24 protein-coding genes and 5 tRNA genes are annotated in these 25,708 nt (G+C 51.8%); 21 read left to right on the top strand and 8 right to left on the bottom strand.

Translation table 11 applies throughout. The features are described from left to right. The first annotated feature begins 4 nt into the window (after positions 1–4). Positions 5–160 (top strand): IS3 family transposase, encoded by a 156-nt coding sequence (locus tag LBW89_RS27910; RefSeq protein ID WP_225039517.1) that lies wholly within the window; start codon positions 5–7, stop codon positions 158–160. A 393-nt stretch (positions 161–553) separates the two neighbouring features. On the opposite strand, the gene LBW89_RS15655 is transcribed toward LBW89_RS27910, so the two are convergent. The 3 genes from LBW89_RS15655 to LBW89_RS15645 are packed head-to-tail and all read right to left on the bottom strand — an operon-like array spanning position 554 to position 3,728. Continuing rightward, the gene (locus LBW89_RS15655) at positions 554–1,726 is read right to left on the bottom strand and encodes an ABC transporter permease (RefSeq protein ID WP_148450791.1); all 1,173 of its coding nucleotides are present in this window, start codon (positions 1,724–1,726) and stop codon (positions 554–556) included. Beyond that, positions 1,723–2,424: an ABC transporter ATP-binding protein gene (locus LBW89_RS15650; protein WP_148450790.1), complete on the bottom strand. Its 702-nt coding sequence runs from the start codon at positions 2,422–2,424 to the stop codon at positions 1,723–1,725. Before LBW89_RS15650 ends, LBW89_RS15655 begins: the two co-directional genes overlap by 4 nt. Further along, complete coding sequence (locus tag LBW89_RS15645) at positions 2,421–3,728, bottom strand: efflux RND transporter periplasmic adaptor subunit (protein WP_148450789.1); 1,308 nt, start codon at positions 3,726–3,728, stop codon at positions 2,421–2,423. The genes LBW89_RS15650 and LBW89_RS15645 overlap by 4 nt, the downstream gene beginning before the upstream one ends. A gap of 278 nt (positions 3,729–4,006) precedes the next feature. Between LBW89_RS15645 and LBW89_RS15640 the strand changes: the two genes are divergently transcribed. Further along, positions 4,007–4,363 (top strand): DUF4190 domain-containing protein, encoded by a 357-nt coding sequence (locus LBW89_RS15640; protein ID WP_148450788.1) that lies wholly within the window; start codon positions 4,007–4,009, stop codon positions 4,361–4,363. Between the two features lie 717 nt (positions 4,364–5,080). Continuing rightward, entirely contained in the window at positions 5,081–7,297 is a 2,217-nt protein-coding gene (locus LBW89_RS15635; RefSeq protein ID WP_211373262.1) for a Tex family protein, read from the top strand. 142 nt (positions 7,298–7,439) lie between these two features. On the opposite strand, the gene LBW89_RS15630 is transcribed toward LBW89_RS15635, so the two are convergent. After that, positions 7,440–8,123, bottom strand: coding sequence for a Crp/Fnr family transcriptional regulator (locus LBW89_RS15630; protein ID WP_225039510.1), 684 nt, complete (start codon positions 8,121–8,123; stop codon positions 7,440–7,442). Positions 8,124–8,298: 175 nt separating this feature from the next. Between LBW89_RS15630 and LBW89_RS15625 the strand changes: the two genes are divergently transcribed. Continuing rightward, positions 8,299–9,435 (top strand): HD-GYP domain-containing protein, encoded by a 1,137-nt coding sequence (locus LBW89_RS15625; protein WP_148450786.1) that lies wholly within the window; start codon positions 8,299–8,301, stop codon positions 9,433–9,435. Positions 9,436–9,456: 21 nt separating this feature from the next. Beyond that, entirely contained in the window at positions 9,457–10,248 is a 792-nt protein-coding gene (locus tag LBW89_RS15620; RefSeq protein WP_148450785.1) for an adenylate/guanylate cyclase domain-containing protein, read from the top strand. 91 nt (positions 10,249–10,339) lie between these two features. Here the strand turns inward: LBW89_RS15620 and cmpA are convergent, their stop codons facing one another. Then, on the bottom strand, positions 10,340–10,477 hold the full coding sequence (gene cmpA, locus LBW89_RS15615; protein WP_148451205.1) for a cortex morphogenetic protein CmpA: 138 nt from the start codon (positions 10,475–10,477) through the stop codon (positions 10,340–10,342). Between the two features lie 80 nt (positions 10,478–10,557). Next, positions 10,558–10,911 (bottom strand): hydrolase/acyltransferase, encoded by a 354-nt coding sequence (locus LBW89_RS15610; RefSeq protein ID WP_148450784.1) that lies wholly within the window; start codon positions 10,909–10,911, stop codon positions 10,558–10,560. A gap of 118 nt (positions 10,912–11,029) precedes the next feature. Here LBW89_RS15610 and LBW89_RS15605 point away from each other — a divergent pair, with 118 nt between their 5' ends. The 11 genes from LBW89_RS15605 (at position 11,030) to LBW89_RS15550 (ending at position 19,884) form a co-directional block, all read left to right on the top strand. Beyond that, positions 11,030–11,491, top strand: coding sequence for a SprT family protein (locus LBW89_RS15605; protein WP_225039509.1), 462 nt, complete (start codon positions 11,030–11,032; stop codon positions 11,489–11,491). 335 nt (positions 11,492–11,826) lie between these two features. Further along, the gene (locus tag LBW89_RS15595; RefSeq protein WP_148450782.1) at positions 11,827–12,471 is read left to right on the top strand and encodes a Vat family streptogramin A O-acetyltransferase; all 645 of its coding nucleotides are present in this window, start codon (positions 11,827–11,829) and stop codon (positions 12,469–12,471) included. A 392-nt stretch (positions 12,472–12,863) separates the two neighbouring features. Next, a tRNA-Asn gene (locus LBW89_RS15590) sits at positions 12,864–12,939 on the top strand. A gap of 7 nt (positions 12,940–12,946) precedes the next feature. Continuing rightward, positions 12,947–13,035, top strand: a tRNA-Ser gene (locus tag LBW89_RS15585). A gap of 189 nt (positions 13,036–13,224) precedes the next feature. After that, a tRNA-Glu gene (locus tag LBW89_RS15580) sits at positions 13,225–13,299 on the top strand. Between the two features lie 5 nt (positions 13,300–13,304). Next, positions 13,305–13,387: transfer RNA gene (locus tag LBW89_RS15575), tRNA-Leu, on the top strand. A 127-nt stretch (positions 13,388–13,514) separates the two neighbouring features. Next, entirely contained in the window at positions 13,515–15,167 is a 1,653-nt protein-coding gene (locus LBW89_RS15570; protein WP_148450781.1) for an AraC family transcriptional regulator, read from the top strand. 119 nt (positions 15,168–15,286) lie between these two features. Continuing rightward, the gene (locus LBW89_RS15565; RefSeq protein ID WP_148450780.1) at positions 15,287–16,261 is read left to right on the top strand and encodes an ABC transporter substrate-binding protein; all 975 of its coding nucleotides are present in this window, start codon (positions 15,287–15,289) and stop codon (positions 16,259–16,261) included. 22 nt (positions 16,262–16,283) lie between these two features. Further along, positions 16,284–17,291 (top strand): FecCD family ABC transporter permease, encoded by a 1,008-nt coding sequence (locus LBW89_RS15560; RefSeq protein ID WP_148450779.1) that lies wholly within the window; start codon positions 16,284–16,286, stop codon positions 17,289–17,291. Then, positions 17,284–18,306: a FecCD family ABC transporter permease gene (locus LBW89_RS15555; RefSeq protein WP_148450778.1), complete on the top strand. Its 1,023-nt coding sequence runs from the start codon at positions 17,284–17,286 to the stop codon at positions 18,304–18,306. Before LBW89_RS15560 ends, LBW89_RS15555 begins: the two co-directional genes overlap by 8 nt. Before the next feature lie 21 nt (positions 18,307–18,327). Next, positions 18,328–19,884, top strand: coding sequence for an alpha/beta hydrolase (locus LBW89_RS15550; protein WP_148450777.1), 1,557 nt, complete (start codon positions 18,328–18,330; stop codon positions 19,882–19,884). A 96-nt stretch (positions 19,885–19,980) separates the two neighbouring features. Here the strand turns inward: LBW89_RS15550 and LBW89_RS15545 are convergent, their stop codons facing one another. Further along, on the bottom strand, positions 19,981–20,829 hold the full coding sequence (locus tag LBW89_RS15545) for a Cof-type HAD-IIB family hydrolase (protein WP_148450776.1): 849 nt from the start codon (positions 20,827–20,829) through the stop codon (positions 19,981–19,983). Between the two features lie 150 nt (positions 20,830–20,979). Between LBW89_RS15545 and LBW89_RS15540 the strand changes: the two genes are divergently transcribed. Then, on the top strand, positions 20,980–21,297 hold the full coding sequence (locus LBW89_RS15540; protein ID WP_148450775.1) for an AzlD domain-containing protein: 318 nt from the start codon (positions 20,980–20,982) through the stop codon (positions 21,295–21,297). A 14-nt stretch (positions 21,298–21,311) separates the two neighbouring features. Next, complete coding sequence (locus LBW89_RS15535; RefSeq protein ID WP_148450774.1) at positions 21,312–22,016, top strand: AzlC family ABC transporter permease; 705 nt, start codon at positions 21,312–21,314, stop codon at positions 22,014–22,016. A gap of 6 nt (positions 22,017–22,022) precedes the next feature. Here LBW89_RS15535 and LBW89_RS15530 read toward each other — a convergent pair whose 3' ends face one another. Next, on the bottom strand, positions 22,023–22,649 hold the full coding sequence (locus LBW89_RS15530; RefSeq protein ID WP_170287033.1) for a PAS domain-containing protein: 627 nt from the start codon (positions 22,647–22,649) through the stop codon (positions 22,023–22,025). Between the two features lie 210 nt (positions 22,650–22,859). Here LBW89_RS15530 and LBW89_RS15525 point away from each other — a divergent pair, with 210 nt between their 5' ends. From LBW89_RS15525 to LBW89_RS15515, 3 genes are all read left to right on the top strand, one after another. After that, positions 22,860–23,225, top strand: coding sequence for a helix-turn-helix domain-containing protein (locus LBW89_RS15525; RefSeq protein WP_225039507.1), 366 nt, complete (start codon positions 22,860–22,862; stop codon positions 23,223–23,225). A gap of 61 nt (positions 23,226–23,286) precedes the next feature. Then, a tRNA-Leu gene (locus tag LBW89_RS15520) sits at positions 23,287–23,369 on the top strand. A 570-nt stretch (positions 23,370–23,939) separates the two neighbouring features. Continuing rightward, complete coding sequence (locus LBW89_RS15515) at positions 23,940–25,652, top strand: alkaline phosphatase (RefSeq protein ID WP_148450771.1); 1,713 nt, start codon at positions 23,940–23,942, stop codon at positions 25,650–25,652. Positions 25,653–25,708: the final 56 nt, after the last annotated feature.

Genomic DNA, 25,708 nt, shown 5'->3' with positions numbered 1-25,708 from the left:
CTTTATGACCCTGGATGAAGCTTATGAGGCACTAGACCAATACATGGACTTTTACAACAACCGAAAAATTCACGGTAACTTAAGAAAAATGTCTCCAGCGAAGTTCTCAATATGGGTGAGGACACTGAAAGACACCTCTGCCTTTCATAGAGCGGTGTAATACGGCAGAATAAGGAGCAATCCTGTGAATTCATAAACATTGTAGGGTAGGACTCCGAAATAAGGGGGCCTCGCCGAATCTGCAGGTATTTAAGGCGATCCCCGAGGGGATTGCGAAAAAAGATGCAAATTTGCAGGCATTTCCAGCGATTTTAGAGAAACGAGCCGGTTTCGTCGAAAATTCCTGCAGATTTGCAGGAATTTTGAAATTTTTGCCCCAAACAAGAAAAAAACATGCACATATGCAGGAATTCTATGTTATCAAGGTTATCTGACGGGGGATAGTTTGTCGCGTGCGCGGGCCCCTCAGGCGAAAAAAAGGCGATGATTTCCCTCTGAAAACGAGAAAATCACTGCCTTTTTTCATTGTGATATCAATCTGGGCGGGCGCGGGCTAGTCGTTCCGCAGCGCATAGATCGGTCTCAGCTTGGCGGCTTTGTTGGCCGGAATCATGCCGAAGACGACGCCGATAAACAAGGAGAAGCCAAAAGCTATGAGCACAACGGCGATCGAAACGTCGGCGCTTAAAGTCGAATAAGTGCTGATCAGAGCGCAAGCGCCGTACCCGATGCCTATGCCGATCAAGCCTCCGAAGCTGCTCAGGGCGGTGGACTCGATCATGAATTGGAGCAGAATGTTCCTTTTTTTCGCCCCGATCGCTTTTCTAACCCCGATTTCCCGCGTCCGCTCGCTGACGGACACCAGCATAATATTCATAATTCCGATTCCGCCGACGAGGAGGGAAATCCCGGCGATCCCGCCGAGCGCCATGGACAGCATCTGGGTGGTCGAGTTCAGCGTATCCATCATTTCCTGGGCGTTGAAAATCGTATAGGCGTTGTCGGCGGATTTGAACTTCTCGTTCAGCCACGCTTCAAGCCGGCTCTGCGTCCGCTCGACCAGGTCGGTCGATTCCGCCTGGACCGTGATCGAACGGATGCCCCGGGTTTGCATAAATCGTTCCGCGGTCGTGATGGGAATCAGAATTTTGTCGTCATTGGACTCGGTCGCGCTGGTGCCGATCGATTCCAACAGCCCGACGACGGTAAAGCTGGATCCGTTCAATTGCAGCGTTTGTCCGACCGGGTTGTCGGTTCCGAAAAAGTCGCCGGCCACCTCGGTGCCGATAAGCGCCACTTTCATGCGATATTCATTATCGATATCGAGAATATATCGACCCGCTTGGACATGAAAATCTTTAACCTCCTCATAGGCGGGAGTAATCCCTTCAATGGTATACGTATCGTTAATCGTTCCCTTTTTTACGGTAGCGGAACCGTTGATGACCGGAGAAACCGCCTTGATCCCCTCAATTTCGCTCAAACTTTTGACCTCCGCGTAGGTTAGGGACGTCGTCGCTCCCCGGCCCATGATATTGACGGTGAGCAGATCGGTTCCGAGCCCTTCCAGCTGTTCGGTAATGGACGAAGTGGTGCCTTGGCCGACGGAGACCAGGGTGATCACGGACGACACGCCTATAATAATACCCAACATCGTCAGAAAAGATCGAACTTTGTTCCCAAGTATGCTTTTCAAGGCCATCTTGATGCTTTGGTACAGGTTCATCCCGCGGCCCCCCGATCCTCGACGATCTCGCCGTCCATGATCCGGATAACCCGCTTGGCTTGCTCTGCGATAGAAAGGTCGTGTGTGATAAGAATGATCGTATGCCCTTTACGGTTTAAATCTTTGATCGTTTCCATCACTTCGGCACCGGTTTTACTGTCGAGCGCGCCTGTAGGCTCGTCAGCCAACAGGATCGGAGGATTCCCGGCGATAGCGCGGGCGATGGCCACGCGCTGCTGTTGACCGCCGGACAGAGCGGAGGGGCGGTTATGCATCCGGTTCTCCAGACCGACCGATCGGAGCGCCGCCTCAACCGCCTTCTTTCTCTCCCGGTGCGGCATGTTCCGGTAAATCAGGGGCAGCTCCACATTTTCATAGGCCGAGAGTTTCGGCAGCAGGTTATATTGCTGAAAAATAAAACCTATTTTTTCATTGCGGATTTGCGCCAATTTGTTATCGGACAATTGACGGACGTCCTGTCCGTCCAACATGTAGCCGCCCGCATCGGCGACATCCAGACAGCCCAGCATATTCATGAGGGTTGATTTTCCGGAGCCGGAAGGTCCGATAATGGCGACAAATTCCCCGTCATGAATGCGAAAGGAGATATTTTGCAAAACGGGTATCCTCTCTCCCGCCATGATATAGCCGTGACTCAGACGATCCACTTCGATTAGCGGCCGGGGCGAACTTATCATTCTCTCCCACCCCCGCCACCACCGCCGCTGCGGGGCATCCCGCTTCCGCCGCCGGGCATACCGCCGCCCATGCCGCCACCTATACCGCCGGGCATTGGAGCGCCTCCGCTTCCGAAACCGCCCATCCCTGCGGGGACGGCTTGCTCATTGGCCGTTGAGCTGCCGGAAGGCCGAACGGTGGGGATAACGACTTCGTCTCCTTCGTTCAAGCCGCTGACGATCTCAATCCGGGTTTCGTTATGCGCTCCAACCTGGACTTCCTTCATCCGGCCATTGGCCGAAGCGCCCGTTTTTCGGGCGGTGGGTGACGCGGAATCCGCCGCCGGTTCGCCGGTTTCCGTCTGCTCCCGCACGTTACCGCCGTCGTTCGAGGAACCGGAAGGCAGGAGGACTATGTATTTTTCGCCCCGTTGTTGAACCGCTTCGATGGGAAGCGTCAGCACATTCTTTTTCTCCTCCAACATCACCGTAGCTTCCGCGGACATGCCGACTCGAACTCCCTCGGTCTTCAGAAGCTTTATCGTAACGTCAAACAGGGAAACCCCGTTGGAGGCGACCCCCTCGTCGGCAATATCCGAAACTTCGCCTTCAAAGGTTTGATCGGGCAGCGCATCGATTTGAACGGCAGCCTTCAGTCCCGGTTTTACTTCGGGGATATCCAGCTCATCCACCTGAATCGCAACGCTGAGGTCCTGATAATTATGGATCGCAAACAATTCGGTTCCGGTCTTAGCTTGCTCCCCGGCCGTGATGTTGACGGTGGTCACGGTTCCGTCAATCGGAGCGGTTAGCGGATCCGGGGCAGCCATATCTTCCCGAATCGAGGCGATTTCCTTTTCCGTGCTTTGAATGTTCAGCTCCTGTTTGGCTATCGACTTTTTAATGGAGGTTAACTCCTCCTCCGTCCCGCCGTCCGCGACTTTTTGTTTGAATTGTTCCTGAAGGTCCTGAAGATCCAACTGCTGCGATTTCAGATTCCTTTGCTGCGATTCGAGATTCTCGGTGAGATCATTCGCTTCAAACGTGAGCAGAACTTGTCCTTTCTTGACGACGTCACCGGCTTCGACCAACACCTGCTTCACTTTGCCTTCGTCCTTGGTCCGCACCGTTTCGCTGTCCGTAGCGATCACCGAGCCGGATCCGGAAACGCTGACGGTAATATCGCCCATGGCCGCCTTGGCCGTGCTTTGGACGGGGGAGGGCGATTCCATGTTTCGATCCGGTAAGTTCAATACGATAATTATAGCGACTGCCGCAAGGGCGGCTGCCGTGAGCCCGATCCATAGCCATCTCTTTGCTCTCATTCCATCACTCCAGCTTTCCTTGATATTAGGCACTCTTCATATTAAGGGGGCAAGTTGAATCTATTCTGAAGTGAGGCTGAAAGAAAACTGAAAATTTCCTGCCGTTTTTTTCAATGTATAAATAAGGATGGCACCAAAACTGAGGATGAAGTACAATGTTATTATCTGGACTTTTTTGGGGCATATGTGAGGGCAGGAAATGGATTCCCAAGCATAGGGATATTTTCTGGCTTTCCGGCCATGCGAATATGCAGTAATTTTTTTGAGGAGGCTTCTTCATGGATCAAAATCCGCAAGACCAGTATCAATACACGACATTCAACAATTACCCGCCCGGCTATCCGCCGCCACCCGCCAAGACGAACGGTAAATCGATCGCATCTCTCGTCATGGGCATCCTGTCCATCGTGATTCCTTATATAGGCTTTCTCCTGGGGATTGTGGCCATTGTATTTGCCAGCTTATCCTTCAAGGAGTTGAAGAGAACCGGGGAACAGGGCAAGGGATTATCCATTGCCGGTCTGGTTTGCGGTATCGTCGGAACCGCTTTGTACGGCATCATTCTCTTGATTTTAGTCTTCGCTCTTATCGCGTTTGCTTCGGTAAGCAGCGGAAATATTTACACGAACTTCTAATGGTCATCCATGTTCCCGGAGACACCGCGGCTATACGCAGCCCCGGTGTTTTTTATTAGTGGCTTTAGTCTGTTGAGCTCGCGAAGCGTGCGAAACAACAAACCGCCTGCTATAGCAAAAAAACACCAGATGGGGTCGTTATCATAGGAGTGTTCAAGTTGCTATGTATAGCGAAAGGTAAGGTGGTTTAATGGCTAATCGAAGTGATATGTCACCTACATAGTGGCGCCTAGAGTACTTCCAAGCTTCCAACTCCAAAAAGATGCAAATCTGCAGGTTTTTATGCCGATTCCCGAGCGTATGCGAAAAAAGATGCAAATCTGCAGGAATTTCCAGCGATTTTAGAGAAACGAGCCGGTTTCGCCAAAAATACCTGCAGATTTGCAGGAATTTTGAAATTTTGGGCCCCTAACAAGAAAAAAACATGCACATATGCAGGAATTCTATATTATCAAGGTTGTCTGAAGGGGACTAGCAATAAACGCACCCTTTAAGGGATAGGCAAAAGCGGCAATTGGCATAGTAGCTTGAACGAAGTGAAAGCTAGCTCTTTTAGACGCGAGCCGGTAATAAAGGCTTATAGCCTAAGAGCAAGCCACCCGTTGGACGGGTGTTTTTTATTTCCAAAGGACCGGCATTCATCTGGTGGTGGAAATACCTTGGGAAGTCTGTGATAATACTAAGCACAGAGTATTTTTGAGCGAAAGAGGGATTCTATTGTCACATACGCAAGCGGATGCCATAAAGGCGGAGGAACAAAACGGGAGGGAGAACCGCGAACGGATCGTTCAGCAGGTCGCCAAGGAACTCTCGCTGTCCCAGAAACAGGTACGCACGACGATTTCGCTATTGGACGAAGGGAACACCATTCCCTTCATCGCCCGTTACCGGAAGGAAATGACCGGGGAGCTGGATGAGAACCAGCTTCGCGAAATTGAGGACCGTACGCAGTATTTGCGCAATCTGGAGGAACGGAAGAAGGAAGTCCTTCGCATTATCGCCGAACAGGGGAAGCTGACGGACGACTTGGCCGCGTCGATCGAGAAAGCGGTCAAGCTCCAGGAAGTGGAGGATTTGTACCGCCCTTACCGGCAGAAACGCAAAACAAGAGCGAGTGTGGCCAAGGAAAAAGGGCTGGAGCCGCTGGCCGAATGGCTGAGGTCCGAGCCCAAGCAGGGGGATGCGCTGGTTGAGGCAAGCCGGTACGTGAACCCCGATTTAGGCGTTCAGACGGCGGAAGAAGCGCTCCAGGGCGCTATGGATATCGTCGCCGAAGCGATAGCCGATGAAGCGGCGATCCGCGCATGGGCCCGCAAATATACGATGGACCATGGGATGATGGTATCGGAGGCCAAATCGCCGGAGGCCGAGTCCGTTTACGAGATGTACTACAATTATCGGGAGCCGGCAAAGAAAATGCCTTCCCACCGCATTCTCGCGATGAACCGCGGAGAACGGGAAGACGTCCTCAAAGTGACGCTTGAAGTGGATGCGGAGCCGATTCATCGCTATATCGCGGGACGCTGGATTAAGGGAAATTCCGCCGTGAGCGGCATCCTTCACAGTGTCGTTGAGGACGCGTACAAGCGGTTGATCGCGCCTTCGATCGAGCGCGAGGTTCGCGGCGCCTTGACGGAGCGGGCCGAACAGCAGGCCATCTCCATCTTCGCCGGGAACCTGCGCAGCCTGCTGCTGCAGCCGCCCGTCCGCGGCAAACGCGTGCTCGGCGTCGATCCGGCCTACCGGACCGGCTGCAAGCTGGCCGTGGTCGACGACACGGGCAAGCTGCTGGAGGTCGCGGTGACGTATCCGACGCCGCCGAACAACAAGAAGCGGGAGGCGGCCGCCAAGTTCAGCGAGCTGATCGACAAGTACGCCGTCTCGCTGATCGTGATCGGCAACGGGACCGCCTCGCGCGAAACGGAGCAGTTCGTCGCCGAGGTCATCGCCGAACGGAAAGACAAAGAGCTGGCCTATTTAATTGTCAATGAGGCCGGTGCCAGCGTTTACTCCGCGTCCAAATTGGCGCAGGAGGAATTCCCCGATCTGGATGTAGCCGAGCGGAGCGCGGTTTCGATTGCCCGGCGCCTGCAGGACCCGCTGGCCGAGCTCGTCAAAATCGAGCCGAAGGCGATCGGGGTCGGACAGTACCAGCATGACGTCTCCCAGAAGCAGTTGGACGAGAGCCTGACCGCCGTTGTGGAATCGGCGGTCAACCATGTCGGGGTCGACGTCAACACGGCTTCGCCGTCTCTGCTCTCGTACGTGTCCGGGGTCAACGCGACGACGGCGAAGAATATCGTCAAGTTCCGCGAGGAGAACGGACGGTTCGTCGACCGGAAGCAGTTGCAAAAGGTGCCGAGACTCGGCGCCAAAACGTATGAGCAGTGCATCGGGTTTCTACGGATCAGCGACGGACGGAACCCGCTGGACAAAACGCCGATCCACCCCGAGTCCTATGACGTGGTGAACCGGTTGTTCGCGGAGTTGGGCGTCGATTTGGGACAAGTCGGCTCCAAAGAGCTGGCCGCCAAACTTGCGGCGGTCGACGCGGAAGCGATGGCGGCCCGGCTGGAAGTGGGGGTTCCCACACTTCGCGACATTCTGGACAGCCTTCAGCGTCCGGGACGCGACCCGCGCGAGGAGCTGCCGCTGCCGATTTTCCGCACCGACGTGCTCAAGATCGAGGACTTAACCCCGGGCATGGAACTGCAGGGGACCGTGCGGAATGTCATCGATTTCGGCGCCTTCGTGGATATCGGTATCAAGAACGACGGCCTGGTGCATATCTCCCAGCTCAGCGAAGGATATGTCAAGCACCCGATGGATGTCGTCTCGGTCGGCGACAATGTGACCGTATGGGTCCTGAATGTCGATTTGAAAAAGGGACGCGTCGGACTTACGATGCGAAATCCCCAAAAATCGGCTTTATAGATGACAGACGAAAAACCGGACAGCACATGCCGTCCGGTTTTTTTGCGGTTGCTATGGTGTGCGCCGTTAGGCGGCTTCCTTTTTATGCTAAATCGAAAGAACTTTCCTGATATGTACACAGGCTATATACGCTAGCGAATTGTTACAGACCGGCGGATTGTTTCAGCCTTTCGGGGTCCCGTACCAGCACGACTTTCTTATCGACGGAAATATATTCGCTGTTTTGTAGGTCGAGCATCACCTTGGTTACCGTCTCCCTTACGGTGCCGGACATATCGGCAATCTGCTGATGGGTCAGCTTTAGCCCGATTTGAATGCCGTCCGTTTTGCGGCGGCCATGCTCCTCCATCAGCCGAAGCAGTGTGCGAACGATTCTCGCTCTGGCGTCCAACAAGGTCAGATCTAGGATTTGCTCATTGGCTTTGCGAAGCCGGGTTAGCGCGGTCTCCAGGATCTTGAGCGTAATCTGCGGGTTTACCTTCAGCATCTCGACGAAATCGCGCCGCTTCAAAATGCACAGTACCGATTTCTCAATCGTGCGGGCGGATGCCGAGCGGACTTGTCCGCTTTCCAGCAGAGCCATCTCTCCGAAGAAGTCGCCCTCACGGAGCACCGCCAAAATAATCTCTCTGTTCTCATCATTTCGGTAGATATGGATGGCTCCCGACTGGATCAGAAACAGTTCCTCGCCATCCTCGTTCTCCAAAAAAAGCGTAGTTCCTTTTTCATATGTCCTAGTCATAAAAAGCGGAACGATTTTTTCCAGATCCGCTTCCTCCAGATGCTCAAAGAAAGGAAAATTACGCAAAAAATGCAGGTTTTTCACAGTTTTCCCTCCTGCTTCTTGCTTTGCTACCAAAGTACCGTTACCGAGACTTTTTTCACATTTTGTGGTTCACACTACAAATTCGCGGTTGTAATCCTGTTAATGTTGTCGATAGGAATAATTCGCCATCGACCAGGCATATTCCTCTATTTTGATCGAACAGGGGTAGAAAGCGATGCAAGAGTTTCATGTCAAATTATTGGAACCTGGAGACATTTTAGGTCGGGCCGTGCTTGGACGCACAGGGCTAACGATTCTGGAAGAGGGGACGGTTCTGACGGAGCAATACATCAAGAGAATCAGACAGTTGGGAGTCGTTTCGGTGGTTGTGAAGAACAGGAAACTGCCGATGCCCGAATCGTCTTTGGCGGAACAGGAGAAGCCGGCTTTAAACCATACCCATTTTTCAGCCAGTACGGGAGTGCCGGTTTCCGATTTTCGCGCCCGCAAGCAAACGCTGGCCGAGTTAATGCAGTTGGCGGAATCCGAGAAAGTTCATGGCCGGATTGCCATTCCTTTCGTAGAGCAGCGGTTCAAGCGGCTTTTTCGCGGTCTGGTGTGCGATATATCTTCCCATCAAAAAATAATGGATCTTCTGACCATGCTTCGTACGTATGACCAAGGATTGTTTAAGCACACGCTGAGTGTGACCGCACTTTCCGTGATGCTTGGCATCTCGCTTCAGTACGATAACGCGAAGTTGCTTGATCTCACTGCAGGATCCCTGCTGTTTGATGTCGGAATGACCCGGGTTCCTCAGTCCATCCTGCGGTGCGTTCGGGAACTGACTTTAGAGGAGCGCGTCATTTTGCAAAATCATACGATTGAAGGATATCGCCTTACGGAAGGGCTGGAAGGAGTGTCGGCGGTTTCGGCCAAGTGCTCGCTGCTTCACCACGAACGCTTCGACGGGTCTGGCTATCCGTTCCATATGAAGGGCGAAGACATTCCGGAGATCGTGCAAATCGTGGCTATTTCGGATGTGTATGACGCCTTGATTTCTCCGCGCCCTTACAGACAAGCCTATAGGGAAAGCGAAGCGGTTGAATTTTTGTTCGGCGCCGGCGACCGGTTTTTCGATGCGGAGCTGGTTAAAGCCTTTTTGAAAAATATTTCGGTGTTTCCGATCTCCACCACCTTGAAGCTGAGCAGCGGACAAGTAGGGGTTGTAGCGGCCCATGCCAGCGGACTTAGTCATCGCCCCTTGCTTCGGATCATCCGGGAGGCCGACGGAACACGGGTAAGTCACCCCTATGAGCTGGATTTAGCCAAAAAAAGAGACGTGGTCGTACTGCATTCATGCGTGGAGTAGGGAGAACCGGGGAGTGTAAGTGTGAGGGAACTGATATTAAGCGGCTTACCGTTTTTGCAAGGCAAGATGCCGGCCGGCGGAGTGATGCTTCTGCTCGGCGCTCAAGCCGCGTGTTTGCTATGTATTGTTCTCCTTCGGCTGCGGGGAGAACGCAGACTGCGAAAAGTTGAGCATATTATCGGAAGGTACATGGCGCCGCAGGTGGTTCATCAAATCTTGAACAGCGGAGAAGCCGGACTCAGATTGGGTGGGACTCGCCGCATTCTGACGATTCTCTTTGTCGATATCCGTGGATTTTCCCTGTTGTCTGAAACCGCGGAGCCGGAAGAAGTCGTCGCCATTTTAAACGAATATTTGAACCTCACCGCCGGCTGTATTCTTCGTTATGAAGGGACGTTGGATAAATTTATCGGAGATGCCGCGATGGCGGTCTTCAACGCGCCCTTTTTTCAGGAGGATCATCCGATGAAGGCGGTTCAGGCCGCATGGGCGATGAAAGAAGGCGCCGCAGGCTTGGAGCGAAGGCTTATGGACCGATACGGCCGTCAAGTCCAGTTCGGTATCGGTATCCATACGGGCCCGGCGGTATTCGGCAACATCGGCTCCTTGACGAGAATGGACTACACCGCCGTGGGGGACGCCGTAAATACCGCGGCCAGATTGGAGAGCCTGGCCAAACCGGGGCAAATTCTAATCAGCGAAACGACCTATGAGGCGGTTAAGGACAGGATCCGGGTAAGTTCTCCTGGCAAGCTGCAGATGAAAGGAAAAGAACAGGAAATCGTCGTTTATGAATTGGAGGGGGTTGTGTGACAATTGAAAAGCTGCACCCGTTACCAAGAACAAAGCCCGCCAAAGATGGCGGGCTTTCGTTTTGCACCATGGTTTTTCACGGGGGGATACTTTACTGCAGGTCATGATTCGGACCGCTATCGTCCCGGCGGTTATAATAGAAAAACCAGCAGTCATTCAATAATCGAATCTGTCGGCGGTCGCGCTTATGAAAGGCGCGCATTATCTGGTTGCTGAGCCACTTAGGCAACACGATCTCCTCCTCCGGCACCCTTTGTAGGTAGCATATGGGGAAACGCCGGAAACCGTGCAGGTCCAGCCGGAAGGATGCTAGGCTATTCCTTCTTCCTCGTACCATTGTTCAAGCTGGGCTTGCAATGCCCGAATCTCCGTCAAAAGGGAGATCAGCGGGTAATTTTCTTCGCGGATGGCCGAGAACGCCGCTTCCAAGTCATTGATGTAATCCAATCCGCTTGTGATGAGCAGCGATTCCTGAAGCAAATCCAGATTATCGCATTCCGCTACCGCGATGGGCAGGGCGGGAACCTTGCTGGCGGTCAGTTTATCGATTTCTTTATTCAAACGCAGGTTCAACGCGCTTAGCTGATAGGCATAATCGCGGGGCATTTCTACAAATAACAAGTTTTGCTCCTGCTGCAAAATGACGTATCTCATAAGGGCCATGTACGATATCTCCTTTTTGTTGTATCCTACTTGACAGTGTAGCGTAAGGCGAAGTTAAAATTCAAGTAACAACCTTGAGGGAGAAGATCAGACTTTGGGCGGAAAAGGGGACAAGCCGATGACCAATGAACAACTGCAAGCCTGGGTGGAGCAGATTTCCCACGACTCCTTCGGCCTTCCGTTTAGGCATCGGGCGAGCTTTAACCGGCGCCTTCGGACGACCGGAGGGCGATATTTCATGAAATCCCATGATATCGAGATCAATCCCGCGCAGTTGGAAGTTTACGGGAAAGAAGAAGTAGAGCGGATTATTAAGCACGAACTGTGCCACTATCATCTGCATTTGTCGGGGAGAGGGTACAAGCATGGCGATCCCAATTTTAAGCGACTGCTGGCGCAGGTGGGCGGAAGCCGCTACTGCCAGGGATTGCCCGGGACCGCCAAACGCAGGGTCCTGCCCTATCGGTATAAACTGACTTGTTCCAAGTGCGGGATGGAGTACCTGCGAAAGCGGAAGGTCGACCCGGCCAGATACCGATGCGGAAGATGTGCCGGCCCGCTGCGTTTAAACGCACTGTAAGGGTCAAACATGTGCTATACTTAGCTCAATACATGTAAGGAGTGAACTAAGAATGGCCCAATCGAAAGCTAAGAAAATTCGCCGGAAGCTGATCCGCGAGGGAAAAAGAAACCCGGAACTCGGCCGCAGCCCGTTCTCTTTTGCGGATTTGAGAACCCGAAAAACAAAAACGAAGCAGGATTGCATCACCAAGCAAAAACATAAGAACCACGGTTCCTTTTATGGAGACGATGGTTCTTTTTATTTTGGGAGCAATTATAGCGTATTTAGGCAAAGATTAATCGCAAATCTAAGGTATAATGAAATATCAAAACCATCGAAGGAGGGATTTTTATATGCGATATGGTCCTGATCCTAATGCCATCTACCCGAACGAGCAAATTAAAAGTCTATGTTACATTAAAAACGTGGTCACTCGACCCAATATCATAGTCGGTGACTACACATATTATGACGATATAGACGGGGCAGAAAAGTTTGAAGAGCATGTTACTCATCATTATGAATTTATCGGAGATAAGTTGATAATCGGGAAGTTTTGCGCTATAGCCAAGGGCATTGAATTTGTTATGAATGGTGCAAACCATAGAATGTCCAGCGTAACCACCTATCCTTTTAACATTATGGGCAATGGTTGGGAAAAGTCGGCTCCCACACTGGCAGACTTACCCTTAAAAGGCGATACAGTTATAGGAAACGATGTGTGGATCGGTCAAAATGTTACCGTAATGCCGGGTGTGCATATTGGTGACGGAGCCATTATCGCAGCCAATTCAGTCGTCGTAAAAGATGTTCCTCCTTACCATATCGCCGGGGGGAATCCCTGTAAAGTAATTCGAAAAAGATTTGATGACGAACTCATCGAATATCTACTTTCCATTAAATGGTGGGACTGGCCGGCCCAAAAGATTTTTGAAAATCTGGATGCTCTTTGCAGTGGGGATCTAACAAGAATCAAGGAGATTATCGATATAGGTTGAACTATTGATTTGGTTCGAAATAAAGGGAATTCTTCCCGTTAATTTGGTACGTATTCGGCTGCAGAAGCGAATTAGCTGGAAAACCTCCCGTTAATTCGCCTGAGTTTTTGTATATCGGCAACAGGACCGCGAAATAGATGGAACTTTTCCAGCTAAATCCGATCGAGAGGCCAATAGTGGTAAATTAACAGGAAGTTTTCCCGTTAATGATACGGACTCCGACGGCGGTACTTTATGTCCGAATGCCTATCTCATCCTTGCTCAGTGCCAATCCTTTAGGTCAACCTATCTAGTTATGAATTCCTTATAACCGGAGGTCAAAAATACCGCTAAAATCTTGACTTGTTTACACAAACATGATAAATTTAATTTTGTTCTGACGACACTTCTATTCCCCGATAGCTCAGTTGGTAGAGCACTCGACTGTTAATCGAGTTGTCACAGGTTCGAGTCCTGTTCGGGGAGCCATTTTCCTGGAGAGATACCCAAGTGGCTATAAGGGGACCCTCTGCTAAGGGGTTAGACTGCGTAAGCGGTGCGAGGGTTCGAATCCCTCTCTCTCCGTTCTGAGTTACATCGATCAAGAACCTCCCGTTAAATCCGGGAGGTTCTTTTTGCAGAGGGATGAGAACCCTCAATGGGAAGGTTCGTCGCGAGAGTATCCCTCTATAAAACTTTAAAAATTATTGTTGCAAGGCATTCTAGTTTCTGTTATACTCATTCTTGTCGCCGCTTCTGGGTGACACAGCGTACGGCCCGTTGGTCAAGGGGTTAAGACACCTCCCTTTCACGGAGGTAACAGGGGTTCGAATCCCCTACGGGTCACCATATATGCGGTCGTGGTGGAATGGCAGACACGCTATCTTGAGGGGGTAGTGGGCGTACGCCCGTGGAGGTTCGAGTCCTCTCGACCGCATCCTATGATTTGAGGCAGTCCCGGTAACTTCGGTTATCGGGACTGCTTTTTTTCATTTTCAAACCTAAGCTTAGAGGAATATGGTATATTGATTGATAATGATTCTCAATAAAAGGTGGTTTTTGCATTGCTTGATCCTAAAACCGATCAACCGGACCAATTCCAACCGGGGGGCGGTCCTTGGACCGTTCGCCTGTGGGATCTTGAAATCATAAAAGGGCTGCGACAGCCGGGGGACCAACGGTTAACGCTGCATTCGGCTCTCATTGTATTGCTGGGAGGCGACATCCTTATGGAACGGGATCAGCAGACCTTGCGGATGAGCAAAGGCTCCGCCTGTTTTTGTCCCAAAAACAGCACCTTCGGGATGTCAGCCGAGTCACCGGCGTCGGTAAATGCGATGGTGTTTTACTTTAGCGTTTACCAAGCCAATCAGGCGAATGAGGGGCTTCGCCATGAATTACGCGAGACCGAAATGAATAGGGAAGACGGGGTGGAGGAAAGGATCATCCATTTCCCGGGTTGGGAAGATCGCGCAGCCTTGTTATGCCGGTCCGTCTATGGCCATTTTTATCACAAGGATAAGATAAAACGTTGGAAAGCCCAACTGGACTTTCAGGAGCTGTTGTACGGGATTATAACGGCATCGGGCCATCCGGCCGGAACGGATAAGAGCCAGGCGTTGGAACGGGCGAGAAGCCATATGGAGGAGCATTACGCCGACGAGTTGACCATGGACCAGCTGGCGGGAATTGCGGAGCTCAGTCCGAAGTATTTTGCAGAAGTGTTTCGGAAGGCGTATGGACTCAGCGCGATGGAGTATTTGACGCAAATCCGCTTGAATAAGGCGAAGCAGCTCATCCTGGGAACGGGGGGAAGGCTGCGGGATGTGGCCCACCAGGTGGGGTACAAAGACGAGTTTTATTTCAGTAGGAAGTTCAAAAAAGAGTTCGGTTTGTCTCCAACCGCCTACTCCAGATCGAAGCAGAATAAGCTTGCCGTGTACGGCTCGTCTTCCGTGCTCGGTTTTTTGCTTCCACTGCAAATTACTCCTTACGCCGCGCCTCTTCACCCCAAATGGTCCCGTTCTTATTATCATGCTCTGGCGTCGGTGGTTCCCGTGCATTTGGACGCCTACCGGCAGAATTATAATAAGCGGATGAATTTGCAGAAACTTGCCGATTCCCGGCCCGAGTTGATCATTTGCGCCTCTGGTGTCGAAGCTTGGGAACAAGAAAGGTTGGAGAAGATCGCTCCAGTCTATGAAATGAAGGCCGAAACAATCGGATGGGAATCCCAGTTGGGGGAGCTTGCCGAATTGCTTGATAAAAAGAAGGAAGCCCAAAACTGGCTCGATGGTTTTCACGCCAGAGAAACGGAGATTCGCAATACATTACGGGATCGGTTGAAGGAATCTCCCCGTATTCTGCCGCTCTGTTTGCACTTGGATCAAATGAGGATTAACGAGGGCAGGGGCCTTCGGGAGGTTTTATTTGAGATGATGGGGGCTGAAAATGCGTTGTCCGGCGTCGGTCCAATCCGGCTCGAGGAGCTCGCGGGCCTCCGGGCGGAGCATTTGTTTTTGCTCGTCCGGCAGGATACGGCGACCTTAGCGTACTGGGCCAAGCTGCAATCTTCTCCCCAGTGGCTGGGCATCGAGGCGGTTCGCGCCGGGAAGGTACATCTTCTTTCTTCCTATCCTTGGCGGGAATATTCGCCGGAAGCGATCTGGCGAATGCTTGGGGAGCTGCCGGCCTGCTTTTCCGATAAAAGTCCATGAAACTTCCGTCGATAATCCATGGCGAATCTATGACAGGTTATTTACGATATTAATGATAATAATTATCATTATCATCTGATAGATAGATTCGATTCATGGAAAGGGGCAGCAGAGAAGAGATGAAACAGACGAAATGGGCAGTAGTGGGGTTGTTATTCCTTATATCGGTTGTATTTACGGCCTGCGGTGAAAAGAAAGAGGCCGCCGAGTCCCCGTCGGGGACGGAAAAAGCGGCTTCGGCCGAACAGGCGGAGACAAGAATTATTAATTATCTCGGAAAAGAATACAAGGTCCCGGCCAAAACGGACCGTATTGTCATTACGGGAGCCGTGGAAGCGATGGAGGACGCCATTGTCCTGGACGTCAAACCGGTGGGGGCGATCACCGTAGGCGGCCAATTCCCCGAGCTGTTCCGGCCGATTACGGGGGAAGCCCAATCCGTAGGAGAGAAGACCGAACCGAATTTCGAGACGATTCTGTCCCTGAAACCGGATGTGATCTTGGGCAGCACCAAGTTCAAGCCTGAAGTGATGGAGCAATTGGCTAAGATTGCCCCGACGCTTCCGTATTCCCATGTGTCTACGGATTGGGAAAGCAATCTGCGCCTGCTTGGGGAGTTAAGCGGCAAGCAAGAGCAGGCGGAGCAGGAAATCGCCAAATATAAGTCCGATTTGGAGGATGCCAAAACCAAGCTGAATGATTCCGTAAAGGGTGCGAAGGTGCTTGCGATGCGTATTCGCGTTGGCGAGCTGTACATATATCCGGAGAAGGTGTTTTTTAATCCCGTGCTCTATGAGGATTTGGGCCTAACGGCTCCGGCCGAGGTAAAGGCGGCGAAAGCCCAGGAACTGCTTTCCAAAGAAAGGCTTGCCGAAATGAACCCGGATTACATTTTCCTTCAATTCTCGCCTGATGAAAATAAGGAAAGTCCGAACGCGCTGGAACAATTTCAGAACGACCCGATTTTGAAAAACGTGGCCGCCGTCAAAAACGGAAAACTGTTTATCAATGCGGTAGATCCCCTCATCCAAGGAGGCACCGCTTACAGCAAGATTGAATTTTTGAAAGCGGCGGTGGACCGCCTGACCAAATAGTATAAATAAGGCGTGTTAAATCATGAAGCAGAAAAAAATGCTGCCGGCGTTCATTTTGTTAATGGCTCCGGCAGCCGCTATTTTACTTATCTTAATTTCAACGCGTTACGGTGCAAAACCGATGACACTGGAGACCGTGTGGAATGCGGTATTCGCTTTCGACAAGGAGCTTGTCGACCACCAGATCGTTATGACTTCACGGCTTCCGAGGGCGATAGGCTCCATGCTGATCGGGGCTTTTCTTGCCGTGTCGGGAGCGCTGATGCAGGGGATTACAAGAAACTACCTGGCCTCCCCCTCCATTATGGGCGTCTCGGACGGCTCCGTGTTTGCGGTCACTTTGTTTATGGCCGTACTGCCTGGAGCCACCCCCAATTTGTACATTCTTAGTTCCTTGTTGGGATCTGCGGCCGGGGCGGCGATGGTGTTCGGACTGGCTTGGCTGATCCCGAAAGGAATGACTCCGGTCCGCCTGGCGATTTTAGGTACGGTTATCGGGAGCTTTTTAAGCGGTGTCGCCAATGCGATTCAATCGTATTTTCAAGTATCCCAAAAATTGAGTTTCTGGTTTAATTCCCGGCTGCACCAACTCGACCCGGAGATGATCAAGCTGACCGTTCCCTTTGCCGTGGCGGGTCTGGCGTTAAGCCTGGTATTATCGAAGTCGATTTCGGCTTTGTCGCTGGGCGAGGAAACGGCGGCGGGGCTGGGGATTCGAGTCTGGCTGGTCAAAGGGCTTGCTATGCTGGCCGTCGTTATTTTGACCGGCGTATCCGTGGCCCTGGCCGGGAAAATCGCTTTCGTGGGGCTGATTGTTCCTCATATCGCCCGGTTTATTTCCGGTTCGGATTACCGGTGGATCGTCCCCGTCTCCGGTGTGCTCGGGGGCTTGTTTTTGACGCTTTGCGATTTGCTGGCGAGGTTTATCAACTTTCCGTTTGAAACGCCGGTAGGGGTCGTGACCGCACTGTTCGGCGTTCCGTTCTTCCTTTATCTGATCAAGACCCGGGGAGGCGAGCAGCGTGCGTAAATTTTCGGCCGGAAGAACGGCAGCCGTTCTCGCCAGCGGGCTTTTGCTCATCCTCGTGGCGGTCTATTTCAGCTTAACTTATGGGAATTTTGAGATATCGGTCAAAGATATCGTTAAAACCTTGTTACGGATCGATCCTCAACCGGAATATGATCTGGTCGTTTTTGAGTTCCGTTTGCCGCGGATTGTTTTGGGAGCCTGCATCGGGTTTGCTCTCGGCATAGCGGGCTGCGTTCTTCAAGGGATTACGCGAAACGGGCTGGCCGATCCGGGCGTTCTCGGCATTAATGCCGGGGCCGGCATGGCGGTCGTTCTGTTCATGTTTCTGTTCCAGGGAACCGTAAATTTAACCGGCTGGCTCGGAGTGATGACCATGCCGCTGTTTGGGCTGGCCGGAGGATTTGCGGCCTTGGCCGCGATCTATTCCTTCGCCAGACAAGGAGGAAGACTCGACCCTCAGCGGTTGATTTTGGTCGGTATCGCGATGGGAACCGGTTTTGGGGCCGTGACGATGTATGTTTCGCTCAAAATGAATCCGCAGGACTATGAGATGGCCGCGGTCTGGTTGTCCGGCAGCCTCCATGGCGCGAACTGGAAGTTTGTTGCCGCTATGCTGCCTTGGTTGCTGATCATTCCGCTGGTCATTTGGTTAAGGTCGTCGGTTTTGGATTTGCTTCAGCTGGGCGAGGAAAATGCGAAAGGGTTGGGCGTGGCGCTGGAACGGGAAAAAAATCTTTTGCTGCTGTGCAGTATCGGACTGATTAGCGCCAGCGTAGCTTTTGCGGGGGCCATCGCGTTTGTCGGGTTAATCGCCCCTCATCTGGCGCGGCAATTGGTCGGATTGCAGCATAAGCATATCCTCCCTGTCAGCGGCCTGATCGGCATCGCGATGCTCGTCATCGGAGATTTGATCGGCAAGACGGTATTCGCCCCGGCCGAGTTGGCGGTGGGCGTGGTTATTTCTATTCTTGGCGTCCCCTATTTTGTCTATCTCCTTATTCGAAACAGAAAATAACCCAATTAGCGGGAGGTCCTGATGCGGAAATTCCAACAGTTGAAAATCGGAGAGAGAGAAGTGCTGCTGTATTTACCTCCCTCTTACGAGAAAACCGTTCGCCATTATCCCGTCGTGTATGTGCATGACGGCGGCTTTCTTTTTACGAGCTGCCTCAATTATTTGGAGCATTTATTTCTGTCGGGGCAACTGCCTGAATTGATTTGTGTCGGGGTTGAAACGGCATGCCGAAATGACGAGTACACCCCTTGGCCTGCGGAAGCCCTGGCTCCGACCTCCATCGGCTTTGGCGGGATGGGACGAAGGTATATCGATGAAATTGCGGAGGTGCTTAAACCCTATATTGACCGGCATTACCGGACGATTCCGGCCGCAGACTCCACGGGAATGATCGGCGGCTCGCTCGGCGGATTGATTTCCTGGTTCGCAGGGTATTGGAGGCCGGACGTATTCGGGAAACTCGGTTTGCTGTCGCCTTCCTTTTGGTACCCGGGGGTGCTTGATTTTGTTAGAGGTTCGCAAGGACTGGACCCTAATCTTCGTGTATACATGTCCCTGGGCGGCCTTGAAGGAATCTACAAGCAAACCGTCCAGAAAAATATGGTCTACTGCGGTAAAGAGGTTTATCGCTTGATGGTGGAGCAAGGATTTCCCCAAGAACAATTGACGTTTGCCTGGGACCCGGACGGGACGCATGACGATTTGTTTATGGCTCAAAGATTTCCCGAAGCCCTGCAGCGATTGTTCCATTCAACTCCCGGGTTATTGCAGCCGGTCAAAGAGAACAGCGCGCGCTATCATATCCCGGGAACCGAGGTGTGGCGTATGAGAGCAGACCATACGGGCCGCGAATATCGTGTTTTCGTGGCTGTGCCGGACGCGCCGCCTCCTGAAGCGGGGTACCCGGTTTTGTATTCCCTGGACGGGAACGCCTCATTCGGTTCCCTGGCGGAGGCCATGCGACTGCAATCGCGGGGCCCGCACGGGATTCCGGCCGCGTTGATCGTCGGTATCGGTTATGACTCTCTCGAACCGCTGGTTACAACCGAGAGATTTCGAGATTATACCGTTTACGCCGAGGACGGGGAGTTGCCGGAACGTCCGGGCGGGACGAAATGGCCGGAAACGGGAGGCGCGGATGAGTTTCTCGATTTCCTGGAGAGGCAGCTTAAGCCCGAACTGGGAAGGCGATATCGGATTAACCGGGCAAAGCAAACCTTGTTCGGCCATTCGCTTGGCGGATTTGTCACTCTCTATGCCATGATGACAAGGCGGGAGGCTTTCCAACGCTATGCGGCGGCGAGTCCGTCAGTCTGGTGGAAAAATCATGTGCTCTACACATTATGGGAGCAGGCGGGCGAGACTTTTCCCGACGCTGGGGAATTCTCCCCGGAGATCCTCTTGATCACCGGAACGGAAGAAAAGGAGTCCATGATCCGCGATGCCCGGGAGCTGATGAACCGGCTTACTCAATCCTGCCCTAAGCTTGCGGTGGAATATAAGGAAGTGGAAAGGGAAGGCCATGTCTCCGTACTTCCCGCCTTGATTAGCGAACTGCTGCGATTTGTGACCTCTTGAACAAAATAAACACCGCTGAGCACTTGTGCCTTTCAGCGGTGTTTTCTAATGGTGAAGGTGAATGATCGTCTTAGAACCTCTTAACTTAGCCGGGCCTTAGATTAAATGCCTTAAAGCATAGGCAACACCGTGTTCGTTATTGCTGCGGGTTACTGCGGAACTGAGTTGCTTGACCTCATCAACCGCATTTTCCATAGCGATTCGGGTGCCTGCGATTTGAAACATAGAGATATCGTTATAACTGTCTCCGATCACGACCGTATCACTCAAGGGGATGCTGTAATGGTCGGCGAGAAATTTCAACGCTTTGCCTTTATCCGTAGCGGTGGAGATGATCTCCAAAGTATGATCGGCGGAAGAGGTAGTATGGACATAAGGATGATCGGCAAAATGTTCCTGAATCGCTTGAAGTTTGCGTTCGTTGTAGGTAAACACAAGCAACTTGTAGACGGACGAGCCGGTTTGCAGCACTTGTTGAGGGTGATTCACTTGTCTTATACCGAACTGTACAAATTGGATCATGGCGCTCTTCCACAGCAAATCCCGATCAATCCCGGGATTGGAGCTGAGCAGGACATCCATTTCCGCTCTCAATTTGTCTTCCCCCCGGGAAGGAGAATAGATGGCGTCCGGGCAAAAAATTTCAAAGTATACATCCAGCTCGTGCAAGTATTGCACCGCTTCCTCGGCTATTTTGCGCTCAATCGGCGTTTCGTTCAACAGGCGGCCTTCCCCGTCTATGACCGACGCCCCGTTGAAGGAAATCATAGGCAGATTATCCAAACCGACCAAATTCCGCACATCATAGCTCGCTCTTCCCGTACAAATGGTGACCTTATGTTCACCCGACTTCAGCATTTTGGCAATCTCGGCTATGCCTTCTTCGCTGGGTTTGACTTGGCTTGTCAATAGAGTTCCGTCCAAATCGATGGCGATCAATTTCATGATGGTTCCTCCCGTTTCTCTATGCTCTAGTAATAACCCTTCCGAGTATAATTTATGAAAAGCATTTCAGGTCAACCCATAGGGGTTATGTTACAATGGACCGTGATGTGGGTGACATTAAGTCAAGAGCGATAAGAAGGATGAGAAAGAATGGATGCCACACTTTGGATGATACTGCTGATCGGCTTGGGTACGTATTTGTTTCGGGCCGGATCGTCTGTTCTGGGAAGCCGGATAAAATGGTCCGACAAGACCAGGGAATGGCTGAACTTTGTTTCACCTGCGGTTCTTGGCGCGCTTCTCGGTCCTTTGCTGCTGTTAAACCAAGATCAATGGGTGAATTGGGCGGAAAATAAAGCCCTTATTGCGGCTGTTCCCACCATACTGGTTGCTTGGTGGTCCCGGAGATTGCTGCCGACCGTGGCTTCCGGAGTCGGTTTGTACGCTGTCGCTTATTACTTGCTGTAACAGGGGGTAGGACTATGAACCGACAAGATCGAATCTCGATGGCGCTTAAAGACGCATTGCCGATAGTGATCGCTTATTTTCCAATATCGGTAACCTTTGGGGTATTGGCGGCAGCCAGCGGTTTTTCCTCGCTGTATACGATTCTCGGCTCGGTATGGATTTATTCCGGAGGAGCGCAGTTCATGCTGGTCGGTATGATCGGCTACGCCGCAGTCCCGACCGCAGTGATCACGACGATTTTGCTGGTGAATCTAAGGCACATTCTATATGGAGCCACGATAGGTCCCCATATGAAGACATGGAGCGAGCCGTTAAAGTGGGCTGCGGCTTTTGGTTTGACGGATGAGGTTTATGCGGTCGTTTCCAGTCGTCTCAAAAGTGGAGAACGGCTTATGCCAGCCTATTATTTAACCTTTGCCTTTGCGGCTTACGCCTCCTGGATCGCTGGAACGAGTGTCGGTATCGGCCTAGGCGGGCTCGTTCCTCCGGAACTGTCGGACATTCTGGAATTCGCACTTCCCGCGATGTTTATCGCCCTGCTGTTTGGCGGCGAGATCAACCTGCCGACGCTTGCCTCCGCCACGACCGGTGCCGTGCTGGCTATCACTGCGGGATTGATCGGTTTGGGAGGCGCAGGAATCGTGCTGGGCGGCTTGGGCGGAGCGACCGTGGGCCTGGTTGTAAAAAATTATCAAAATAGAAAGCAAAGGAGCATCTAAGTCCCGTTAGGGATCGCCGGAGTCCAAAATGCGGGAGTATTGGGGATAGTGGGAACGGATGCAATCCGGACAAATATCGTGTGTGAAATCTGCGCAAGTACGGGCTTTGAGATATTCTTCGATGGGAACCCAGGAATTCAGCTCGTCTTTAATTTTCTTGCAGACGGCGCAAATGGGCAGCAAACCATGGAGTATATGGGCTTGGGAGAAGGCTTCGCGAAGTTTGGATTCGGTTTCTTTATATATGGTTATATCGGAGTAGAGCAGGATCAAGCCGCGGATCTCCGATGTTTCGGCATCCCGCAAAGGTACGCCTTCAAGCCTGTACCAGCGCTTACTCGTGGCGCAAAGCTGCATCTCCGCGTTGAAGGAAGGGAGCGTTCCGTCGAGGACCCGTTGAAGCCGGGTCAACCATTCGGTAATATCGGGTTTTCCGCTGTGATTTGCCGGATTTCCGAAATGCTTCAGTACATTCATTCCCGGACGGTCCCAAAGCGGAGAAAGCCCGTATTTCTCCGCCGTACGAATCCAAGTTTGGTTAACGTAACGGATCGTTCCCTCGGGATCAAGGATGGCCAGGCTTATGGGAAGACAGTTGGCGGCTTCCTGCGAAAGGAAAAACGGATCTCTCAAAGCATTCCCTCCTACTCCAGTTATTTGGGGTCAGGTGTCATCGCGCAGTTTGCATAACAAAAATAATTTGTGGAAATTTTGTGGTATAATTGGATGGAGTTAAAGCGGCAGTAAGCTTTGATTTGATTATATACGCAAATACGTCATTTTACAATCCAACAACACGCAAATGCGCGAAAAAAGACATGTACTGAAGGAAGGTCGGAGAGAGTGGCCATTTATGACCGGATCGAGTCGCTTATTAAGGATAGAAAGATGACCAAAAAACAGTTCTGTCTGGACCTGAGCATCAGCACGGGGAATCTGGGAGATTGGAAACGTGGAAAATCGACGCCAAGCACGAACAAACTGATCGAAATTGCGGCTTATTTTAACGTAAGTTTGGATTGGCTCTTGACCGGGCAGGAAGTAAGGCAGCCCTCTATGGTAATGGAACATCAGGCGTCCTACGGCAGGAGCATTGGAGAAATTTTGATGGAATACGGCTATCCGCTGGACCATAGCGAAGCGACGTTCATTCAGGAATACTTGGAATTTATTAAGCACCGCAGACAGAAGGAAAACCGTGGAGATTAATTCCACTTTACATTTCTTAAACACATCGATATAATAAGAATGTTCGCTTATGAACTGCCGCGCGGTCGTGGTGGAATGGCAGACACGCTATCTTGAGGGGGTAGTGGGCGTACGCCCGTGGAGGTTCGAGTCCTCTCGACCGCATCCTATGTTACGCAAGAAAGTCTCCGGGAATCATCCCGGGGGCTTTTTTTTGTTACAGCTTTAGCCAGTTGAGTGCGTGAAAACGCGCGAAACAAAAAACCACCTGCTATGTGGATGGTTAGTGCTGCTTATAGCAAAAAACGACCTGATGGTTTCGTTATCATAGGAGTGTTCAAGCTACGATGTATAACGAAAGGAAAAGGTGGCTTAATGGCTAATCGATGTGATATGTCACATACAAAGAGGCGCCTAGTGAGCTTCCAAGCTTCCAACTCCAAAAGGATGCAAATCTGCAGGCATTTCCAGCGATTTTAGAGAAACGAGCCGGTTTCGTCGAAAATTCCTGCAGATTTGCAGGAGTTTTGAAATTTTTGGCCCCAACCAAGAAAAAACATGCACATATGCAGGAATTCTATGTTATCAAGGTGGTCTGACGGGAGACTAGTGCTAATCGCACCCCTTCAGGGGTGGTGATGTGATTGATTTACCTGGAAGTAACACTTCTCTAACAGTCCCCAAATATTTGGATAATATACTCGATTTAGTTTAAACCAAATAGGAGGGAAGAGCATGAATAAGCTGTGGAGAAGGCTGGCTGTCAGCGGAATGGCTCTGGCGGTTATCGCGGCGGGCCCTGCGGCGATCGCCCAGGAAAACGGAAACAAGGGAGCTTCCCCCGGGAAGGCGTCCTCCAAAAACCTGATCGTGCTGATCGGGGACGGCATGGGACCGGCTCAAATTTCGGCCGCCCGCTATTACCAGCAGTACGTAAAAGGCGTGAAATCGCTCAATCTTGATTCTTATTATGTGGGGCAAGCGACTACATATGCGGATCGTGGCGAGGACGGAGGTACCGTCGTTTCCGGTATCGTCACGGATTCGGCATCCGCCGGCACCGCCTTTGCGACCGGTCACAAAACGTATAATGCCGGCATCAGCGTATCCAACGAAGACGTCTCCAAACCGTTTGCCTCGGTCATTGAAGCGGCGGAAGCCAGCGGGAAGGCCACCGGCCTCGTGACGACGGCACGGATCACCCATGCAACACCGGCTGTTTACGCTTCGCATGTGCGCAGCCGCGATAACGAAAATGCGATCGCGTCCCAATATTTGGATAGCGGAGTGGATGTGCTCTTCGGCGGCGGCAAATCCTTCTTTGTAACAAAAGAGGAAAAGGGAAAACGGACGGATAAGAACCTGATTCCGGAATTTAAAGCGAAGGGATATAAGGTGGTAGAGGATGCCCAAAGCCTGAAGTCATTGACGGCAAAAGACACTAAAGTGCTGGGGCTGTTCGGCGGCTCCCACGTCGATTACGTACCGGATCGGAAAGCGGAAACGCCTAGCCTGGCGGCCATGACCTCCAAAGCGCTTGAAGTATTGTCGGCGGATGAGGACGGCTTTGCCATCATGATCGAAGGAGGACGGATCGACCATGCCGGGCATGCGAACGATCTGCCGACTCTGGTTCAAGAGGCGCTGGATTTCGATGCCGCGTTTAAAGTGGCGATCGATTTTGCAAAGAAGGACGGAAATACGTCGGTAGTCGTCACCGCGGACCATGAAACAGGCGGATTGTCTTTGTCCAGAGATAACATTTATGAAATCAATATCGATTTGTGGGATAAGCAAAAGCATTCTTCGGAATATTTGGTCGGCGCTTTAAACGAAGCCAAAACGTTGGCGGATGTGAAGAAAATCGTGGCGGACAACACCTGGATTACGGATCTGACGGACGAAGAAGCCCAATACATCCTTGATGGCGACGGATCTTCTTATAAACGGGAAGGCGGTTATAACGCGGTGATTTCCAAACGCCTTCTGGTAGGTTGGTCCGGGCACGGCCACTCCGCCGTGGACGTAGGGGTATGGGCCTATGGACCGATCGCCGAAAAGTTGAAGGGCCAGGTCGACAACACCGAAATCGCGGTAGCCGGAGCTGAAGTTATCGGCGTTGATTTGGCTAAGGCGACGGCCGAGCTGCAATCGCGTCATATCTATCCGAAATTTAAGATCAATCGCGATAAAGAGGTGCTGTATCCGGCAAAAGCCTTGACCGAGGCGCTTGGAGGAACATACCAGGAGAGCGGGGCGACCGCTACGCTCACCGTAAGCGGCAAGTCCTTGAAGATCGATCTCGGGGGGAAAGCGGCAAAGGCAAACGGGAAGTACACCATTGATGTCGATAACGGAACCTTGTACCTGCCCCTTGGCGCATTTAACGAGCTGACCGGAAAAACGCTGAAATGGGATGCTTTGTCGGAACGAATCCTATTGAAATAAGGCTTGAAGAAATCATGCAGGAACAGGAGAATCCCTTTTCTCCTGTTCGCTTTATT

It is taken from the genome of Paenibacillus sp. alder61 (genome assembly GCF_020179875.1).
In the GTDB taxonomy this organism is placed as follows: domain Bacteria; phylum Bacillota; class Bacilli; order Paenibacillales; family Paenibacillaceae; genus Fontibacillus; species Fontibacillus faecis.
The sequence above is the reverse complement of the archived record's forward strand: the minus strand, read 5'-3'. Positions and strand labels throughout refer to the sequence as shown.